The sequence below is a fragment of the Acinetobacter sp. TY1 genome, assembly GCF_048551395.1.
Classification (GTDB): domain Bacteria; phylum Pseudomonadota; class Gammaproteobacteria; order Pseudomonadales; family Moraxellaceae; genus Acinetobacter.
The window spans coordinates 38,947-60,061 of sequence record NZ_JBLYZK010000015.1; the positions used below are offsets into that span (position 1 = coordinate 38,947).

The 21,115-nt window shown below is 36.5% G+C and carries 18 protein-coding genes; 12 read left to right on the forward strand and 6 right to left on the reverse strand.

Annotation, left to right across the window (positions count from 1 at the left end; genetic code table 11):
* Positions 1-134 precede the first annotated feature (134 nt).
* Entirely contained in the window at positions 135-1,844 is a 1,710-nt protein-coding gene (locus ACK2M2_RS10250; RefSeq protein ID WP_419348083.1) for a M61 family metallopeptidase, read from the reverse strand.
* Positions 1,845-2,026: 182 nt separating this feature from the next.
* Here ACK2M2_RS10250 and ACK2M2_RS10255 point away from each other — a divergent pair, with 182 nt between their 5' ends.
* The 6 genes from ACK2M2_RS10255 (at position 2,027) to ACK2M2_RS10280 (ending at position 10,292) form a co-directional block, all read left to right on the forward strand.
* Positions 2,027-3,289, forward strand: coding sequence for a D-alanyl-D-alanine carboxypeptidase PBP6B (locus tag ACK2M2_RS10255; RefSeq protein ID WP_419348085.1), 1,263 nt, complete (start codon positions 2,027-2,029; stop codon positions 3,287-3,289).
* A 171-nt stretch (positions 3,290-3,460) separates the two neighbouring features.
* Positions 3,461-4,747: an NAD(P)/FAD-dependent oxidoreductase gene (locus tag ACK2M2_RS10260; protein ID WP_419348088.1), complete on the forward strand. Its 1,287-nt coding sequence runs from the start codon at positions 3,461-3,463 to the stop codon at positions 4,745-4,747.
* Between the two features lie 136 nt (positions 4,748-4,883).
* A complete protein-coding gene (locus ACK2M2_RS10265; protein WP_409512042.1) occupies positions 4,884-5,366 on the forward strand; it encodes an FKBP-type peptidyl-prolyl cis-trans isomerase in 483 nt (160 codons plus the stop codon).
* Between the two features lie 90 nt (positions 5,367-5,456).
* A complete protein-coding gene (locus ACK2M2_RS10270; protein ID WP_409512043.1) occupies positions 5,457-6,491 on the forward strand; it encodes a hypothetical protein in 1,035 nt (344 codons plus the stop codon).
* 35 nt (positions 6,492-6,526) lie between these two features.
* Positions 6,527-7,957 carry a cryptochrome/photolyase family protein gene (locus ACK2M2_RS10275; protein ID WP_419348093.1) on the forward strand — a complete coding sequence of 477 codons (1,431 nt, stop codon included), beginning with the start codon at positions 6,527-6,529 and terminating at the stop codon, positions 7,955-7,957.
* A 100-nt stretch (positions 7,958-8,057) separates the two neighbouring features.
* Positions 8,058-10,292, forward strand: a complete 2,235-nt coding sequence (locus tag ACK2M2_RS10280) for a hypothetical protein (RefSeq protein WP_419348096.1) — start codon at positions 8,058-8,060, stop codon at positions 10,290-10,292.
* 44 nt (positions 10,293-10,336) lie between these two features.
* Here the strand turns inward: ACK2M2_RS10280 and ACK2M2_RS10285 are convergent, their stop codons facing one another.
* Together ACK2M2_RS10285 and yaaA are read right to left on the reverse strand one after the other, a co-directional pair.
* Positions 10,337-10,966, reverse strand: coding sequence for a metal-dependent hydrolase (locus ACK2M2_RS10285; RefSeq protein ID WP_419348099.1), 630 nt, complete (start codon positions 10,964-10,966; stop codon positions 10,337-10,339).
* Positions 10,967-10,994: 28 nt separating this feature from the next.
* Positions 10,995-11,774: a peroxide stress protein YaaA gene (yaaA, locus tag ACK2M2_RS10290; RefSeq protein ID WP_419348101.1), complete on the reverse strand. Its 780-nt coding sequence runs from the start codon at positions 11,772-11,774 to the stop codon at positions 10,995-10,997.
* 124 nt (positions 11,775-11,898) lie between these two features.
* On the opposite strand from yaaA, the gene ACK2M2_RS10295 reads away from it, so the two are divergent.
* Entirely contained in the window at positions 11,899-12,531 is a 633-nt protein-coding gene (locus tag ACK2M2_RS10295; RefSeq protein WP_419348103.1) for an alpha/beta hydrolase, read from the forward strand.
* 54 nt (positions 12,532-12,585) lie between these two features.
* Here ACK2M2_RS10295 and rtcR read toward each other — a convergent pair whose 3' ends face one another.
* Positions 12,586-14,184 (reverse strand): RNA repair transcriptional activator RtcR, encoded by a 1,599-nt coding sequence (gene rtcR, locus ACK2M2_RS10300; RefSeq protein ID WP_419348105.1) that lies wholly within the window; start codon positions 14,182-14,184, stop codon positions 12,586-12,588.
* An 85-nt stretch (positions 14,185-14,269) separates the two neighbouring features.
* The gene (locus ACK2M2_RS10305; protein ID WP_419348108.1) at positions 14,270-15,784 is read right to left on the reverse strand and encodes a hypothetical protein; all 1,515 of its coding nucleotides are present in this window, start codon (positions 15,782-15,784) and stop codon (positions 14,270-14,272) included.
* Between the two features lie 376 nt (positions 15,785-16,160).
* Between ACK2M2_RS10305 and ACK2M2_RS10310 the strand changes: the two genes are divergently transcribed.
* From ACK2M2_RS10310 to rtcA, 5 genes are all read left to right on the forward strand, one after another.
* Positions 16,161-17,420: an RtcB family protein gene (locus ACK2M2_RS10310; protein ID WP_419348132.1), complete on the forward strand. Its 1,260-nt coding sequence runs from the start codon at positions 16,161-16,163 to the stop codon at positions 17,418-17,420.
* A 34-nt stretch (positions 17,421-17,454) separates the two neighbouring features.
* Positions 17,455-17,907 (forward strand): hypothetical protein, encoded by a 453-nt coding sequence (locus ACK2M2_RS10315; protein ID WP_419348111.1) that lies wholly within the window; start codon positions 17,455-17,457, stop codon positions 17,905-17,907.
* A 184-nt stretch (positions 17,908-18,091) separates the two neighbouring features.
* The gene (locus ACK2M2_RS10320; protein WP_419348114.1) at positions 18,092-18,307 is read left to right on the forward strand and encodes a DUF7684 family protein; all 216 of its coding nucleotides are present in this window, start codon (positions 18,092-18,094) and stop codon (positions 18,305-18,307) included.
* Between the two features lie 24 nt (positions 18,308-18,331).
* Entirely contained in the window at positions 18,332-18,793 is a 462-nt protein-coding gene (locus ACK2M2_RS10325; protein WP_419348116.1) for a DIP1984 family protein, read from the forward strand.
* 261 nt (positions 18,794-19,054) lie between these two features.
* Entirely contained in the window at positions 19,055-20,086 is a 1,032-nt protein-coding gene (rtcA, locus tag ACK2M2_RS10330; protein WP_419348118.1) for an RNA 3'-terminal phosphate cyclase, read from the forward strand.
* A gap of 721 nt (positions 20,087-20,807) precedes the next feature.
* Here rtcA and ACK2M2_RS10335 read toward each other — a convergent pair.
* The gene (locus tag ACK2M2_RS10335; RefSeq protein ID WP_419348120.1) at positions 20,808-21,011 is read right to left on the reverse strand and encodes a hypothetical protein; all 204 of its coding nucleotides are present in this window, start codon (positions 21,009-21,011) and stop codon (positions 20,808-20,810) included.
* Between the last annotated feature and the right edge of the window lie 104 nt (positions 21,012-21,115).

A 21,115-nucleotide genomic window follows, 5' to 3' on the forward strand; every position in this document is an offset into this window, starting at 1 on the left:
CCTTATTGAAAGCTCCCTCTTTTGGAAAAGGAGGGTTTGAGAGAATTCAAAGAATTATTAACAGACTAACTTCAACCATTTACATTGCATCTTTAAACACATATCAATCTGATATATAAAAATATATTAAGATTTTAAGCACGTGCTTTCAACCAAGTATCTGCTTTGTTTTGATCAGCAACATTCAGTTCAACTTCCGTTAAAGCTGAACCACCTGTTTGTACATCAAACTGAATAAACTCATCACGGCGGAATGCAAATACAGTATATGTACCTTCTTGTTTAGCATACTTTTCAACAAGTTTAACTGTTGCTTTAATGCCATCAATCGCCACAATCACATCATTAGCAGATAGACCCGCTTGAACAGCAACACCATCACGACGTGCAGATTGAATCAATACACCTTCAGGTTTATCAACAAGTTTTAAGCCCAGAGGTAAAGACTTGTCATTTTTCAATGTATAGTTTAAACCAAACTCTGGAAGTAATTGATCTAAAGGTAATTCATCTGTGGTATTGATGAGATGATTAATCTGTTCAATCCAATCATCACCTGTCAATTCATTACATAAATCGACAATAGTACGTTCATTCACTTGAATGCCATTCTGTGCATTTTCATACAGTTTACGCATCAATGCATCTAGGCTTGAACCACGTAAACGTAAACCCATATCTAAGCACAACGCCACTAAACAACCTTTGTTATAGTAACTTGTACCGGCATTATTTGAATTTTCATCTTGGCGATAAAATTTCACCCATGCATCAAAGCTTGACTCTGAAACTGATTGAATTGCTCGACCTGGATTTTGCAAATATCGATCAATTTGTGCTTTTAACAATTTAATGTAGGATTCTTGAGAAATCACACCGCTACGAAGTAAAATTAAATCATCATAATATGAAGTGAAGCCTTCAAAAATCCACAATAAAGAGGTATAGCCTTCTTGATTCAAATCATAATTAGCAAAATTTTCAGGGCGAATAAATTTCACTAACCATGAGTGGAAATATTCATGGCTACATAAACCTAAGAAACGTTGATAATCTGCTGAAGGTTCTTCTGGCTCATCAGTTTTAGGTAAGTCATCACGCGGACTAATCAAACTCGTGCTATTAGGATGCTCAAGACCACCATAACTATTACCTGTTGCCATGGTCATAAAGGTATAATTTTTAAACGGTGCAGAACCAAACATTGAAATTTCTGTGGCACAAATTTTTTCAATGTCTTGCTGCATACGAGCTATATTCATCGCATGTTTGCCCGAAACCACAAATTCATGTGGAATGCCATTGGCTTCAAAGCTAAAGCGAGTCTGCTCTGCCAACTCAAATGGCGAATCAATCAACTGCGCATAATTGTCGGCTTTTAAGGTAAAACGACCTTTGACCAAACTTTTTGACGCTAAGCCTGTCGCAATTTGAAAATGCTTCAACTCAGGTGGCAAGAAAACTTCAACTTCAACTGCTTTATGCTCCTGCCCATCTAAGCCTAAACATAAACATGCTGGATTGACATACAGACGTGTTTGATCGACATAGGCACCACGTACCGATAAATCATAGGCATAAACATCATATTCAACTGTAATCAATTCATGATCAGTATTAAATAAACGCCATTTATTTTTTTCAAATTTGCTGATTTTAAGTACACGCCCAGCTTCATCATACGCGCGAACAGATTCAATATGCTTAGAAAACTCACGAATCAGATAGCTGCCCGGAATCCATGTGGGTAATGATAAAACCTGTGTTGGATCTGCAAGAAAACGCAGTGTGACATGAACTAAATGCTGACGATAATCGTCAAATTCGATCTGATAGTGCAACATAATTTTGCTTCAACAAACAGTGGAAAGTTAATTTAACAATTAGATTATCATTTTTTATAAATTCATGCAGAAATTGCCGTATTTATCTACAAAACTGGCTAGCGAAATCATATAAAAAAGCATAGGATTCGCAGTGATTTCTATATTCATCGCCATCGGATTGGCTATAAAAGGTATCTCTGTTGAAAATTTTGACTTCCACACTGGCAATACTCAGCCTGTGTTGCTCCACGTTTGTAAATTCTGCACTACTTAATATCAATCCACAGTCTGTCGAGGCTGAGTCTTGGACAATCCTTGACACACAAACAGGGCAAATTATTGCTGAGCATAATAGTCATGTTCAGCGTGCACCTGCCTCTATGACCAAAATGATGGTTGCCTACATTGCACTTAAAGAAATTAAAGCAGGACATTTGCGTAAAGATGAGGTTTTAACCGCAACGCCTGTAGTGCAGATGGTACAGTGGGATGAATCTCAAATGTATCTCAAACAAGGGGAACAAATTTCAATAGATCAGCTATTAGCAGGTTTGGTTGTAATGTCTGCCAATGATGCCGCTGTGACCCTTGCAGAACGTATTTCAGGCGATGTTCCCGCATTTATTGTACGAATGAATAAAGAAGCGCAAGCTTTGGGTATGAAGGACACGCATTTTGCCAATGCACCAGGTGTAACCATGCCTGATCATTTTTCATCGGCACATGACATGGCGCTATTAGGTCAAGCGGTAACTCAAAATACGCCTGAATATATGCATTATTCAGTCATGCCAAATTTTAGCTACAAGCAACGCTTTCACCATGCAACGAATCTTGTTTTAAAAAATGATCCAAGTGTCGATGGCTTAAAAACGGGTTTCACTAGAGCTGCGGGTTACAATCTTGCACTCAGCGCCAAACGTCCTTCAGGTTTAATTGAATCGCCCGATCGCCGTTTAGTTGTAGTCGTAATGGGCGCTAAAAGTGCTATTAAACGTGCTGAAGTTGCACATAAACTATTAAATTTAGGTTATAGCTATACGCGTGATGAAGTTGCCATTAAGGATAAACAACTGATTGCTGAACTCCCTGTGGTTAAATCAACATTAAAGATTTTTAAAGTTGAAGCCAAAAAACCCCAACTTGTCACCACTTCACTGTATAGCAACCCTACCCCAATTGACTTGATGACTTTTGATAATCTCAATTCTAAAATCATGCAAACACATGCCAATGGTGTCATCAGTACTATCGAACCTTTACAAACAACAAAAACTAAACTCAATGTCGAATTGAATGAAACTTCACTCACCGCCCCATTGGCTCAAATCATGCATTTGGCTAAAGTCAATGTTTATCAAGGTGATCAACTGATTCAAACTTTTGATATTGAAGATGATGTCCAAATCGAACAAGCCTCATGGATTGAGCGCCTGATCAATTGGTTAAAGTCTTTGTTTTAACTTAATCGATTATTAATAACGAGATGCCAAAAACAGAAAACAATAAAACCAAGCTTTGAACTTGGTTTTATTGTAAAAATGTAATTTGTAAAACAAGAATCATAAAAATATTTCAATGGAATGGCATATTAGTGCCATTCCATTTTTTATAACAACAATTAGGTAATTTTTATGTCCAATCTACATCATATTGTGATTGTTGGTGGTGGCGCAGGCGGACTCGAGCTCGCAACTCAACTTGGCGATACCATTGGTAAATCATCCAAAGCCAAAATCACCTTAGTCGATCAAAAGCTCACACATATTTGGAAACCTCTTCTGCATGAAATTGCGGCTGGAACAATGAACCCAAATGATGAGGAAACTAACTATTATGCTCATTCAGCCAAACATCACTATGAGTTTGTCTTAGGACGCTTTGAAAAATTAGATCGTGAACAAAAGATTATTTCACTGAGTAAAACTCAAAGTACCAAATACGACAGCTCAACAGATTCATATACATTAAGTTATGACACACTTATTTTAGCTGTCGGATCAGTGTCCAATGATTTCAATACCCCTGGTGTCAAAGATTATTGCCACTATTTAGATAGTCGAAAACAAGCTGATATTTTCCAACAAGATCTTTTACATTTATATCTAGACGCACAAAATAAAAATATTGATCGTGACTTAAAAATTGCAGTTATTGGTGCAGGTGCAACAGGCGTAGAATTATCTGCTGAATTGGTTGAAGCCAAGCAAAATTTTTATAAATATGGTTTGAATAAAATCAACCCTCAAAATGTACAAATTACACTAATTGAAGGTGCAGATCGAATTTTACCTGCTTTAACTGAAAAAATAGCTGCACATGCTAATCAACAACTACAACGTATGAAAATTGAAGTACTCACAGCAAAGCGTGTTGAAAAAGTTGATGCAGATAAAGTGTGGTTTACCGATGGTACGTCTATTGATGCACAACTTAAAGTATGGGCGGCAGGTATTCAAACACCGTCTGTCATTGCTAATTTAGAAGGTTTTAATCAAGACCGAATGGGCCGTTTAGATGTATATGCAACATTACAAACCAAAGCCGATCCATCTATTTTTGCCTTTGGTGATTGCGCATGTTGTATTTTAGACGCGCGTGAACCTCCACTAGGACCTCGTGCACAAGTCGCAAGCCAACAAGCCGCTTTTTTAGTGGAAGCAATGAGTGCTCGCCTAAGTGGTCGTCAGCAACCTATGTTTCAATTTTCAGATAAAGGCTCTTTGGTTTCACTTAGCAAAAATAAAGCGGTAGGTGAATTAATGGGGCAAGTAAATGTACAAGGTTTCATTGCCAAGTCGATGTATGTTTCACTCTATCGTATTCATCAAGCCACAATTTATGGTTATGCACATGCAGGTTTACTGACGGCTAAAGATTTTGTTACACGAAAAATCTCTCCACGCATTAAATTACATTGAAATTGCACAAACTGCCCTTATTAATGAAAAAACGGTCATAAAACCGATGAACATGCATTTTTTTAGAAATTTTAGTCTACAAAAAATGCATTTCACTTTATGATAGCTTCCTTAAAATATTGAATGGATCAATGACATGACTGCAATTGCAAATAACCACGTGGTTTCTTTCCACTATACGTTGACTAACGCTGAAGGTGAGCAACTTGACAAATCACAAGGTGAGCCACTTGTCTATTTGCAAGGCGCTGGTAACATCATTCCAGGTCTTGAAAAAGCACTTTTAGGCAAAACAACTGGTGATAAATTCACAGTAACGATTCCTGCTGCTGAAGCGTATGGTGAATACAACACTGATTTAGTTCAAGAAGTTCCTGCTCAAATGTTCCAAGGTGTTGAAAACATCGAAGCAGGTATGCAGTTCCAAGCACAAACTGATGATGGCGTTCAAATTGTTACTGTTAAAGCAATTGAAGGCGACAACATTATTGTTGATGCTAACTTCCCTCTTGCTGGTCAAGATTTAACTTTTGATGTTGAAATTGCTGAAGTTCGTGATGCATCTGCTGAAGAAATTGAGCATGGTCATGTACACGGTGCAGGTGGTCATCACCACTAAGATCTAACTGATCTGAAAAGGCAAAGTAAATACTTTGCCTTTTTTATGTCAAAAAGAATAAATTCTATCAAAATGACAGAAATAATAACAATGAAGCTCACAATTCCTTTTGTACTCTTAAGCATAAACCTAATTACGTCATATACCTATGCAAAAGAAAAAATTCAAACCGTCCAATGCCATATTTCATCACCTAATTGGGCAAATGAACTGAATAAAGTTTATCAACTCGATGAATTTTATGTGTATTACTCAGATCTACCCAATAGTGAGCATAAAATTCCACAAACAGCAGATATCAACAAAAATACTATTCCTGATTATGTTGAAAATATTGCTCTTCAAGCTAAAAGTAGCCGTGATATGTTCCACCTAGCAGGCTTTCGCTCTCCACTCAAATCACCTCGTTATCAAAACCATGCAACAGGAATTGCCATTTTTTTGCAAAATATGAAGGGAAATGGAATAGCCTTTGAAAGAGCAGCTCAACATCCTAATATTGCAAAAGATATGATTCAAATGCCGTGTTCTATTGCTTTGGTTATTTCCAATAACTTAGATGGTTTTCCAGGCTCTTGGGCCACTGTTACTCATGAATTTTTTCATTTATACCAATATAGTTATACACAATTTAAAAATTCATGGTATTTGGAAAGTCTAGCATTTTGGGCAGACCGCTCACTAAAACGAGAGAATGGAAGTGGCACTAGAAATCTCCCTACTCTCCCACAGAATCCAACTGATTTTTATAAACAAATTTATAAACAGCCCTATACCCATATTTGGCGTAGACTTTTTTTAATTAATGATACTGATGTACTTAAAATTCCAGATCACATGAAGAATCGAATCTATATTGGTGGTCAAAAAGTCTTTGCAGATGACGAATGGCGTGGTACTCAGTTTGTACTCAAATTTATGCAAGATATGGAAAAAGAATCTAATCTAATTACACAACAACGTGATTGGCCCGAATACCATTGGAAAGAAAATGACCAACGTTTATCTGCATGGAATCCAATTATTTTTGGACTCATTCAAAAACAACTACAACAGCCACAATATGATCAAACTGAAATTCAATTCATACGTACAGTTGATTTAAAGTCCATAAAAAGTGAATAATCAAAAATAATTATCTAGAATTATTCAGCCTCGTTATGTCAGAAAATACACTCATTTGGTTTAGACAAGACTTACGACTACACGACCATAGTGCTTTGTGGCATGCAACAACATCAGGTTCAGCGATTGCCTTAGTCATACTCTCACCTGAGCAATGGCAACAACATGATGATGCCCCTATCAAAATTGATTTTTATTTACGTCAATTGTTACAACTCAAAATAGACTTGGCGCAGCTTAATATTCCACTCATTATTAAAACTATACCACTTTGGCACGATATCGCACCGTATATTCAACAGATGTGTAATGACTTAAGTATTCAACATGTTCATGCAAATATCGAATGTGGTGTGAATGAGTTACAGCGTGATTTTAAAATACAAAAATTACTGAATGAACATGCCCAAGATTTAATTTTACATCATGATCGTACACTTTTTCCTGTCGGTTCAATTCGTAATAAAAGCAATACGCCCTATCAAGTGTTTGGTGCCTTTAAAAAATATTGCTATGAACAGCTTAGTATTTCGATTCCACAGTGCTACCCAAAACCTGAGATTCAAGCCCCGATTGCTTATAACATTGAATCGGAAGACATTCCAAAAGTAGAACAAATTTACTCATCGAATTGGCAAACCAATACACATCCTATATGGGCTATATCGGAGCAACATGCTTGGTCTTTACTTGATAATTTTATTGAAGATCGTGTTGAGCATTATCATACTGAACGTGATTTTCCACATATTGAGGGAACGAGCCAACTTTCGAGCTATTTAAACATAGGGATAATCTCTATTCGACAGTGTATTCAAGCCTTATTTCGTTCACAAAATGGCTATTTTCAAATTGAGTCTACAGGTCAACAGACATGGCTCGATGAACTATTATGGCGTGAATTCTATCAGCATATTTTGTTCGATTTCCCTCGTGTATCGAAAAAATTTCCTTTCAAAATCAGTACTCAAAATATTCCTTGGCGTAATGCGCCTGATGATTTACAGGCTTGGCAAAATGCAAAAACAGGTATTCCGATTGTCGATGCAGGTATGCGTCAAATGCTTACAACAGGTTGGATGCATAATCGTGTTCGTATGATTGTTGCGATGTTTCTGTGTAAAAACCTCCTCATCGATTGGAGACAAGGCGAACAATGGTTTATGCAACACCTAGTGGATGGCGATTTGGCTGCCAATAATGGTGGATGGCAATGGTGTGCATCGACAGGAACTGATGCTGTGCCTTATTTCCGAATTTTCAATCCGATCAGTCAGTCAATCAAGTTTGATCCGCAAGGCGACTATATTCGTCAATGGTTACCTGAACTTGCGCATTTAGATGCCAAGACCATTCATGAACCTTATGCTAAAAATCCCGATATGTTGTTAGACTATCCAAAACCGATTGTTGACCTTAAAAGTAGCCGTATTCGTGCAATTGAAGCCTTTAAGCAAAATAGTTAAGTTAATCAGTTTAATTCATTACGTAATTTATATACATAATGGATAGTGATTTGATATTCTTGCGAAAAATATCTTTCATCGCTTTAAAAAGAAGAATCGTATGAGTAGAAAAACACAACAAGATATGCACGTATTGATGCAACACTTTCATGCTAAGACATTGCCTGAGAATGGTTTACGCTATTCAGAACGATTATTTCAAATTACAGCAAATTATAGCGATGAAAGTCTTGATCAACTTGATCAATTACTCATCGACTTACATCATCAAAATATTCGCCCCAATGATCTTGTTGCAGAGTTTGATGGTCTTAAATTTCTGATGAGTATTTCAGGCTACTTATGCGAAACCATCAACCAAAGAACCTCTACAGAAACAGAATGGTATAACTATCATGAAGCTATAAAAATTTTACCTTCTGATTATAATCTGCCTCTCGATTTCTTTTCTTCAATGGTAGCAATCATTGAAAAGCAAGTTTGTCTGCCTTTAGGTGTTTTACAAGATTTACTCTATCAAGGTACTGAATCAAAACGCAATTGTAAAAATTACGTAGAAAGCCGTTGTGAGACCATCAATCAAAGTAAAAAGCGCGACACCAATGAAATGGCGAAACAATATCTTTCGGCATTACAAAATAATACTTATATGCCCGGTGGAAACTATTATCGGAGCAGCACTGATCTGATTGATTTTGATTTTTCTATACGCAGTGTCGCTGAACTCGATGTCTTACTACAAAGTATTAGAGAAACTGAATTACTCACAGAACAGGATTTTGCATCTTTTTTTCAAAATAGAGAAAAACTTAACTTCCTCATTGGGATGACTTATTATTTGGGTGCAGTCATCGCACATTTGGGACAAAACTCGCTAAAGTGGTTTGACTTTGCCGAATATAAAGCCCGTTTTAGCAATGAACCTGATCTTGAATTCCGCCATGAATTTGATCAGGTCTGTGTGACGGAAGATCGTATGTCATTCCCAATGACAGTACTTACGACTTTACTTTTTGACTCCTCAGCCAACAATCAAAGCTGTGTCGCATATATTCAAAAGCAAACCTCAGATTTACAATCGGGACCTATTCGGTATTTTCCATCCTCTTTACGTTTTGCAACGGATGCTTCACTACCACCAAATATACAGACTGCTTTTGCACAGGCAGGTTTTTTTGCGGCTTATGCCAGCTTTATGATGCAAGGTTCGTCTTTCCCCCCGATGGTTCTTGTCCCTGAAGGAGAAAAAATTAATATCGTAAAAGAAATGTCTGACAATGCTCGATCTGAGATATTAAAAAAGCTCGATGAAAATATCTATCAACACCCTTATTTAATTTTTTGCGAGGATATTCACGCCTACCCACCCTCTGGTCGTACAGATGCAATCTATATGAAAATTCGGGTATACGACACAACGCCTATTGATTTAACACTCATTATTCCCTATCAACCAAAAACAGCAACGCAAGCTGAAAAAGTATTTTCAGCAATTCGCTATACTGAATCAGATATTCCTGAACACTTGCTTAGCCCTGCAATGGCTGAATTTTATAAACAAGCCTTTGAGTTTATCAATGCTTTTACACATGAAAAGCTTTGGGAAGAGTGCTTTGAAGAGCATATTTTACTGAAACCGCTTGAAGATGCAGCCTCAGAAGATCATTTGCATAAGTTCAAAACACAAATTATTGCAATACTAAATACACATCAAAAAAAACAATCTAATCAACAAGCTTATACACCTGAAGCATCGACTCACGCTACATCTAATCCATCCATTCAGCAGCAAACAGCGACACCTCAACCACAAAGTATACAAGCTACATTGGCAAGTCATACATCGACACGAGCTATTCTAGCTGTCCTAGATGATGCTGATAATACACCACAGCAAAAACAAGAAGCAGTTGCGCTACTCAAAACTAAAGCATTACAACATGATATAGATGCAATGCAAGTCATCGCTTACTTCTATGCCAATGGTAAATATGTAGAACGCAATCCTAAACAAGCTTTATACAATTTGATTGAAGTTGCTAAAGTGAAATTAGACGAAGAGTCCTTTGATACAGCGATGGGCTTTTTTGCAGCGCCTGAAAATGGTATTCACGCCGAAGATAAAGAGGCAGAAAGTTGGCTACTCGATTTAGCTGCACGTTATGATCAGGCTACACAAGAAAAACCTTCTTTTGATAAGTCAATTCCACAAAATAATACGTCCACTACACGTGCCCGCCGTCAACAAAAACAAGCTTTAGATGGCACACAATGGTTTATTCGTATTGGTATAGGATTGGTCATTTTATTGTTTTTAATTATTATTTTTAAATAATCATCAATCAGAAATCATCTAGGATTGATTGTTGATGATGTCTTTCATTTTTTAGACAACATCTTCAACAGATTTTGCTTCGCCTGATCTTCAAATAAATGATTAAAGTAATGCGTTTGATAAATTGGCTGCATCTGATAAAAATACTGCAAAACTTCAGCTCGTTTTAGCTTATACAAGTCAGATTCAACCCAAGTATATTCCTGCTGAATTTGCTGTTCATATTCGGCAAAGCGAGCTGTTGAACTTCCTAATATTGCCAAATCTATGTCAAGCAAATAGTTTAAATCTTGATCAGTTAATGCTTGATGTTTTTTTGTCGCAATAATCCAATCATAGACTTTTTGAATTTGATCAGATGCCAATAAATTTGAACAAGACTTTTGCATCAACTCTGCACTTTGTTCTTCATTATTTATGGCTTTAGGATCATAAATCACATCGTGGAACCAAATCGCAAGTTCGACTGCGATGGTATCATTCAACTGTTCTTTAATTTGATGAAATAAATCAAGGCATTCAACTATATGTTGAAAAGTATGATAGTAACGCTGTGGCTCGGTATAGGCATTTATAAGTAATGAATATAACTCTTCTACTTGCTTATTATCTAAGTTCAATTCAGCCGAAAATTGTGCCCAATACTGCTGAAATTTCTCATGATCATTTTGCATTGGGCACCTCACTCTTAGGCTAAATCACTTAAGCCACTTTCTCATCACGTTTAAAAACGAGTTCACCTTTCAATGAGCTTTCTGCATCAAAATAATAACCATCCGTATTAAATGATTTAATACCATCTACTTGATCAATTTGATGTTCAATCATATAGCGTGCCATCAAACCACGGGCTTTTTTGGCATAAAAACTAATGACTTTATATTTACCGTTTTTCTGATCTAAAAATACGGGTTTAATAATCTCTGCCTGAATTTTGGCTTCTTTCACCGATTTATAATATTCATCTGAAGCAATATTCAATAAAATTTTAGCATCTACTTGCTCTAAATCATCATTAATCAATTGAGTAATTTGATCTTCCCAAAATTGATATAAATTCGAACCGCGTTCATTGGCAAGTTTTGTGCCCATTTCTAAACGATATGGCATCATCAAATCAAGTGGACGCAATAAACCATATAAACCTGATAAGCTACGTAAATGATTTTGTGCAAAATTGAGATTATCTTGCGACAAACTATATCCATCTAAGCCAGTATAAACATCACCTTTAAATGCAAAAATAGCTTGACGCGCATTGGCAAAACTAAAGTCAATATTCCAATCACGAAAGCGCTCTGCATTTAATTGTGCAATTTTTTCACTTACACTCATCAAATTGGCGATTTCTGAAGCAGATAACTTACGACTAACGTCGATAAGCTGTTGTGATTGATCAAGTAATCTTGGTAAAGTGTGGCTATCTGTAGGTAGCGCAGTTTCGTAATCGAGTGTTTTTGCGGGTGAAATTAAAGCAAGCATGGTTTTCCTGATCAAAAAATAACTAATCAAACTATAACAGTCAGAATATTTTAATGCCAATTTGTGTTTTCTGTGAGCAAAATCGGTAAAATACACCTTCTCCCTACTATTTATTGTTTAAATTATGTCCGAACAACTGTTCATACAAGGTTCGGTTGGCAAAATTGAAGTTTTTGCTGACTATCCTGTGGGCGAAGTAAAAGGATTTGCTGTCGTTTGTCATCCACACCCGCTTCAGGGTGGTACACCTCAACATAAAATTCCCGCTTTACTTGCTCAGATTCTGACTGAACAGGGATGTGTCGTCTATCGCCCAAGTTTTCGTGGTTCAGGTCAATGCGAAGGTATCCACGATGAAGGTTTTGGCGAAACTGATGACATTTTAGATGTTATTAAACATGTTAGACAATTACACAAAGGTCTACCTTTCTATACAGGAGGCTTTAGTTTTGGGGCACATGTAATGGCAAAAGCCTATCATGCGCTACAAGATGAGCTCAAACCTATACAGATGATCTTATGTGGTCTACCAACGACAACTGTAGATGGTATTCGTAATTATGAAACGCCCGCCATTAAGGGTGATATTCTATTTGTACATGGTGAAGCTGATCCAACCACAAAATTAAGTGATTTGATAGAATGGGCGAAACCCCAACGTCATATTATTACGGTTTTACCGGGTGCAAATCATTTCTTTACTGGCTACTTAAAACAGTTAAGAATTGCAATTTCACGTTTTTTACTAGTACCTTAAACGAATATTGCTTTGTACGTAATACATGAATGGGGGCAATTATTGCCCCCATTTTTATTGAGAAATTACATTCCAAGTCAGCCCGAACTTTGCCAAATACTTCTTCACCCGATCACTGTCATTGGTACTCTGCCGTTCCGCTCTAGACACTGCAAATAAACGCCGTCCCGCATCTGCCATCGACTTCGATTTGCGACAAATTTCAATCACACCCTCAAGTTGAATACGATCAAATTCATCTATTTCAGCAATCTTTTGATGAGTCAAAATAGCGCTTAATCCTGAATATTGTTTTTCTACATGTTCACCAATATTCCAAATATTTTGCAGTCTTTTAATTTCAGCATTCACCTCATTTAAACCAATACGCTCACCATTTGCCAATGTCGCCATACGCGTAACACTTGCAGTTAAATCACGAAAATTCCCTTGCCAAGTCGCCTCATGTGATTGTGCAAACTGTAAATATTTCTCCAAAGCATCACTATGAAAACGTAATTGCCGTTGATGTACATTGGCGAAGCGCTGTAATTCAAACTCAATATTGGGTGCAATGTCTTCACGACGTTCTTTCAAGCTCGGTAAAAAAAATGTCCATGTATTTAAACGTGCCCATAAATCTTCACGAAATCGCCCTGCTCGAACTTCTTCTCGTAAATCTCGATTTGTCCCTGCAATCAATTGAAAATCAGCTTGAACTTCTTTATCACTTCCGACAGGAAAAAATATTTTATCTTCCAATACTTTGAGTAGCATAGCTTGCTCATCTAAACCCAACTCACCTATTTCATCGAGAAATAAAATACCCTTATCTGCACTTTTTAAATAACCTGTTCGTGCCGAAACTGCCCCCGTAAATGCACCTTTGCTATGTCCAAATAATGTAGACATTGCACCATCACCAACTAAAGTGGCACAGTTGACATCAATAAATCGCCCAGTTAGATGAAACTTTTCTTTTTTAAGAGCATAAATTTGTTTTGCCAATTGTGACTTACCTACACCTGTTGCACCCATAATTAAAATAGGTGCACTTGATCTTGTAGCAACAAGTTCAACTTCCAGAATCATTTGATTAAAGTTCAAATTTTTAGTGGCAATATTAGATTTGAGCTGTTGCCAATTTTCCAATTGTTCATACTCAAAACGCTGCGTTAATGCGGTATAACGTGATAAATCTAAATCAATAATGCGATATTCACCTTCAGGTTGTTGCTTACCTGTCGGAGAACTTTGAATGAGTTTTGCAGGTAAATAATGCGCATCGATGAGTAAATACCAACAAATTTGTGCGACGTGCGTTCCTGTAGTGATATGTAAAAAGTAATGATTTCTTTCTATATCAAATGGGTAGGATTTTACAAAATCGTACAACCCACCGTACATATCGGAAAAATCCCACGGATCTCGAATATTGACTTGATGACCTTTGATCTGTGTATGTGGTGAAATCTGCACAGCATCTTTTTGTAAGTGTTCAATCAGACTTGAACTGCGACGATCATGTAATAGAACCAATTCATCAACCAACAAATCTTCATGCATCAGTAAGCTTAGCGTTGGTCGCCACCGTTGCCAACGCTCTTCTTTTTTGCCTTGATCGAGTGTAGAACCGACAAAACCAATCACAACTGTCTTTTTAGCTTTTTGCATATTTTTCTATAAAATTTTATAGTTCCACTTATTTTAATATAGCTAATTCAATTTAAAAAACATTTTTATTTGTGACTTTGGGATTTTAATTCTCCTGATTCTCAGCATGATTTTCTTGATCTTTGACAATGTAGTATTGTTTTAAATCCTGAATCATCACCCGATCTAATTTTAAATTTTGTATTAAAGATTCAAAATACTCTTCACGATCTTCAGGTGATAAATACTCTAAAATTTCATGTAAAACGGTCTCTAAACTTTGCCATTGCTGAGTATTGGGTTGCCATATTACCCATTCACTCAACTGTAAAAATGTCTTCAATATTTTTCCATCAAGCCAGTACTCACCCTGAGGCTGTTGGCTTAGAGATTCAATCCATTGCCACAATATAGGTTGAAAATGACTTGCCAATTGTGGATAAGCATCTAAATATACACATAGGTTTTTAATAACGTCTTGATCATTTTCTGCAATCGCTTCATTTAATAATTGTGTAATTTTATCAGCCACATACAAGCCTTTCTCTTGCCACTGTACCAGTAAATCTATACTGGTGCTTTGGGGTGATTCATCATCACAGCCATAAGCATGATTTAAAGCATCAAGTAAATGATCTTTAAACCATTGATCTTGTACACCTATGCCATGTAATGCTCGCATAGCTGACATCGGTCGAAACCAGACCTCATCATCATGTAATAAATCTTTTAAATTTTGAATAACTTCGGTAGGAATAATGATTGTTTTACATTGTGCTAAAGCATCCAAACTCATATTGAATATGCTTTGATTAGAATGTTTAGCATATTCAATGAAAGTATCTAAAATAAACTGCTGTAAAGATTCTACCAAAAGCACAGGACGATCAGACAAACAACCTATTAACTTTTCCTTTAAATGACTAGAAGATGTTTGCAAAAAGCGCTGTGGGATTTGCATTAAAAATTCTGGAAATTGATCATAAAAATACTGAATATACTGCGTGGGGCGAATACCTGCCGTTGCAAAACTTAATTTTTCTTCTTTAAATAATTGATAGAAAATTTCTATATTTTCAGCTTTTAAGTAAGATCTAGGCAATTGTAGTAACAATTCAAATGTTTCCATTGGATAAATCTGAAATACTTGCCAAAACAAACTTACATTGTGTTCTGCAAACGGACTAAATACCTGTAGCCAATAGTTTAAATATATTAATTGTTCCTGTCCTGATTGCTCTTGGAAAATCGAAGCCATTTCAGAATCTGACTGTAGTTGATTCCATGTTTCAGTTTGATCGTCCACCGTCATACTAGTTTGATATTTTTGCAATGCAGTTTCGAATTTCTGCATTTGCACAACCATAGTTTGCTCAAAGCCTTGCTGAATTTTTGGAAAAAATTCCAAATAAAATTTTAAAAAATCCGTGAAATGTTTTCGTATAGCCGTATCTTGCTTTAACAAATCTTGCCAACACTGCAATTGAAAATATTGATCATGCCCTATCACTAAGCATTGAATTTGATCCATTAGCTCAACATTAAAATAATCTTGTTGATCAAGTAAATCTAATAATAAAGATTGTGCTTTTTCTAATGAAAGCATTGTTTGGCTTGACATAATTACCCTATTGTTATGTTATTTTCTTCATTCTATCTTATTTTCAATTCATATTGGTAGAACGCTCACCCTGGCATTTATATCGCCATGGCGGATGTAATGGTTATTTCAATCCAGATAATATCTATCTATTTTTATATTTAATTATTTATTTTTATACTTAAAATAATTTCTATAACACTAAAAGTTTAACAAAAAACTCATACACAATAAATTAATCAATTAAATATCAATACATTAATAAATGAAAATTAAATCAAAATCAAACTTGGCACACTCACTGCAGTATACATAACATACATCATAGTGTGTATGACATTCACCTGCCTGCAACTGCTTAGCAGGCAGGTATAGAGAAAGGAATAAAACAATGACTATGTCAGTAATTGAACAAATTGAAAAACAAGCATCGAATGAACGTGCTTATAACATTATTCAGGATTCTAAAGGTGTCCCAATTAAAATGTGGACCAAAGGTGTTCCTGTTGATGAGAAATCGAAAGACCAACTTTTGAAAACTGCACAAATGCCGTTTATTTACAAATGGATGGCAGTGATGCCAGATGTGCATGTTGGAATTGGTGCAACCATTGGAAGTGTGATTCCAACTAAAGGTGCAATTATTCCCGCAGCGGTGGGTGTCGACATTGGTTGTGGGATGATGGCATCTCGTACCACCCTGACCGCTTCCGATTTACCCGATAATTTATTCGCTTTACGTACCGAGCTTGAGCGTTTAATTCCACATGGAATGACCAAAAACCGTGGACAACGTGATCGAGGTTCTTGGGCAAATCCATCTGAACGTGTCGATGCTGTGTGGTCTGAGTTGGTAACCGATTTTGATTATATTTGTGCCAAACATCCACGTTTAAAAAACACCAATAATCGCACGCAGTTAGGGACACTCGGAACAGGAAATCACTTTGTCGAAATCTGTTTAGATGAGCATCAACAAGTGTGGATTATGTTGCATTCGGGTTCTCGTGGTGTGGGAAATGCAATTGGATCATATTTTATTGATCTTGCACGTAAAGATATGCAGAAGCATTTTATTAACTTGCCTGATAAAGATTTAGCGTATTTGGTTGAAGGAACAGAACATTTTGATGATTATTGGTTTGCTGTGGGTTGGGCGCAACGTTTTGCCATGAAAAACCGTGAGTTAATGATGGAAGCCGCAGTTCAGGCTTTACGAATCATTATTAATAAACCGTTTAATGCCAAAGTTGAAGCGGTGAATTGTCATCATAATTATGTCGATAAGGAAGAGCACTTCGGGCAGGAAGTTCTAGTTACTCGTAAAGGCGCTGTACGTGCGCGTTTAGGTGAGTATGGAATTATTCCTGGATCAATGGGTGCGAAGTCTTTTATTGTCAAAGGTAAGGGAAATCAGGAGTCTTTCTGTTCGTGTTCGCATGGTGCTGGTCGGGTTTTAAGTCGCACTGCTGCAAAAAAACAATTTACTGTGGAAGATCAGATTGCACAGACGCAAGGTGTGGAATGTCGTAAAGATGAAGCGGTGATTGATGAAATTCCGTCTGCATATAAACCGATTGAAGATGTGATGAAAGCGCAGATTGATTTGGTAGAAGTGGTGTATACACTGAATCAGGTTGTTTGTGTAAAAGGATGAGTGTCTTTTCACGCAGATTAATAAGGAGATGATGATGTGTAATGTTTTGCTGATTAGCACAGAACAATGGATAGATTTAGCCCTATTCAACTGTGAAGATATTTCATTTACGCAACATCTTCCCGATTATATTCCTGAAATTATTGAAATGAAATTCGAACATCGTTGGTATATTACAGGCTATCCGAATGTGCAGTCATGCAGTTGCCAATTTAGAATTAGACCACTTGAATTGGGCTTTAATCCACCTGAAGATTGGTTTTGTGAAGATGAGCAAGCCATTAAAGCAACTAAAATAGCATATGAAATATTTAAATATTTAATGGACAATCAGATTCAATTTGAAATTATTGAATCGTGGACTCAAGGCAGTGTGAATACAGACATAAATACAATTCATGATATTGATCTGGATTTTAAAGAAATTAGTCAGGAGGAATTTTGCTTCATTGAAAATTCGAGAATGCTATTCAGTAGGGAAAATTGATGGCACATAGAGATATTGTAGTTTTGCGTAATGAGCTTATCTCGAATCAAGAGATTACTTTTGATTTACCGCAAAAACCTTACATTTAAGTGATTGCAATACATAGCGATAGTGTGAGTAATGAATGGCGAAATATTTGCTGTGATTGGATTGTAAAATCAGAGCAATATTATTGGGCTTTAGCTTGGGTCATGAATGTTCAATTTGGGATGATGCTTTGGATTGGAGTTACCTAGAATTTTGTAATTATGATCTACCTGAAGATGATAATTACAACCTCATGACTACTTGGCATGAAGACCAAACTTTAGATGAAGTTATAGAATTTGCAGAATCAGTTGTAGTAAATACTTTACCTCAACAGGATTTATATCAAATTATTGTGTTAAATATTCACTAAATATTGAAGTTATAAGGATAAAAAATGAAACTCGCAGAAGCGTTATTACTACGAAGCGATCAACAGAAGAAACTCGCTTCACTGAAACAGCGTATCAATGCCAATGTATTGATACAAGATGGTGATGAACCATCGGAAGATCCAAACGAGCTATTGAAGCAAGTCTTTGCATTAACACAGGAATCGCAAAAATTGGTTTTTGCCATTCACCAAACCAATGCTTTGGCAAAGTTAAATGATGGTCGCTCATTACTAGCTTTACTCACCCAACGTGATGAGTTGGTGGAACGCCATAAAATTTTAACGTCTGCGATTAGCAATACAAACCGTGAGCCTGATCGTTATAGCTCTCGTGAGATTAAATGGCGTAAAGTGATTCCTGTATCATCTTTGCAAAAGCAAGCCGATGATATTAGCGCTAAATTACGTGATTTAAATGTATTAATTCAAGCAAACAATTGGCAAATTGATTTAATTGAATCTTAACGATACATTTGACAAGTTTTGTTATCTCTCAAGATGACAAAAACTGAACATACTGGGCGAGTGCAAGATCCCCTACTTCCACAACACAGGATTGAAAATAACGTGTAGTGGCTTGCAGAGCGAGTGGGTCAGCTTAAACCTTTAAGCACAATTCAACCCATCACTTAGCACAAGTCAAACCCTTGCGAAAGCATCGTTACAGCTCACTATTCATCACCATGCGCTGACAGTATGTTCACCCTATTTTTTAAGATAAAAGCTATGAATACACAATTTAAAAAAAGAACTATTCAAATTGATGGTTCAATCGGTGAAGGCGGTGGACAAATCCTCCGTACTGCCCTTTCCCTATCAATGATTACAGGTATTCCCTTTGAACTTGTGAATATCCGTGCAGGAAGAAAAAAACCAGGGTTAATGCGTCAACACTTAGTTTGCGTTCAAGCTTCACAACGCATCAGCAATGCAACGGTTGAAGGTGCTGAATTGCATTCTCAAAAATTGTATTTTGAACCACAGCAAGTTCAAGCAGGAACTTATGATTTTCAAATTGGTTCTGCGGGAAGTACAATTTTAGTACTACAAACGCTTTTACCTGCTTTGATGATGCAGTCGCAAGCCAGTCAGATTAGCATTCACGGCGGTACGCATAATCCTATGGCACCAACTGCTGATTTTATAACGCATTGTTTCTTGCCAACAATTGAAAAAATAGGTATTCAGGTCGACTTCCATTGTGAACGTGCAGGCTTCTTCCCAATCGGTGCGGGGCAGATTCAAACCACTATTCATCCTTGGATACAGCAGACTAAATATACTGCTTTAGATAAGGGTCAACTTATTTCCACACATGCCTATGCGGCAGCGCTAAATATTCCAACAGATATTGCAGACCGTGAGCTTGAAACACTGCATAATAAATTGGATTTAAGCACTCGAAAGCGTTTGAATTTTAAAGGCATTAGTCAGGGCAATACAGCATATGTCATATTAAATTACGAGCAACATCAACAAGTGTTTTCTGCTTTAGGTGAAATGAAGAAAAGTGCTGAAAATGTAGCGCATGATTTATCCAAAAAGGTGAAAGCTTATTTAGAGTCTGAGGCTGTTGCAGATGAATATTTGGCAGATCAATTGTTATTGCCCTTGGCTTTAGGTAAAGGTGGTGAATTTACTGCGAAAGTTATAAGTGAACATACGAAGACCCAAGCCGAGATGATTCAGAAATTTATCGACTGCGATATTCAATTTATAAAAATTGGAAATAATTTTAAAGTGAATGTCAGTGTGTAATTTTATACACGGCATTTCATCTACACTTGATGCACAAACCAAGGAATACGAACAAGATTATAAAAATGCCTTTGCTCAATATAGCGCTAATAGTAATGAAGCATCGATTGAAAAATATATCCTCAATTGTTTATCGAAGTAATGTGCTCTACTCAACAAAAAACCGAGCAATGCGATTAATACCTTATGATAAGCTACTGATAGGTATATAAAAAAAGAAGTTGGATCATAATCATCTACCTTCTTTTATTTTTAAAAAATTAAAACAGATATTTCAACCCAAGACGATTTTGCACAAAGATATCATCACTACGTAGAGCTGTTGTAAAGCCAAAGAATTCGCCACACTCCACCCTTTAAAGCGCCTGAAAAATTATAACTTCTATAAATCACATATTCAGATTGGTTTAAATTTTTCAAATCATTAGACTCAGCTAAATTCATGAATGAAGAATTTATATCTACCCATGCTTACTCATTCAAAGCACCTTCAAGTGCAAACAGAATGGCGTGCCCTACACATAAATCTTGGCGTGCTGGTAAAAATAGTTGTGTAAAACGGTACACACACCAATCATGTGAACCTACAAAAGGTAAATCTAAAGTTTGCCACTCAAGTTTTAAATTCTAATCCTGATTCTTCCAACTCAGCCATGCTTCAGCTAAATCATCTTTATCATTTTGTAATTCAGGCACTTCGTCGTGATTGTCACTTTTCTCATCAAGCCCACTGATCTTCGTAGCTTATTCCTACCTGTATACCTGCAATGGCCGCTGTTCCATATTGTAAAAAGCTGCCTGTCGTAGCTGTATCTTGGTTAAAATCGCGAACGAAAAAAACATCATGGGTTGAATCATATAAAGTGCTAATTGACCACTGATTTGACCACATTGCAAAGCATTGCTCACGTTTCCTTATCGGCATTCATCCGAATTTTTCAATAAATCATTGATAACCAAAACTACATTTAAAGTCGCTACAAAACTCAGGTACAACAATAAACAATCATAATTGGTTTTTTACATGAG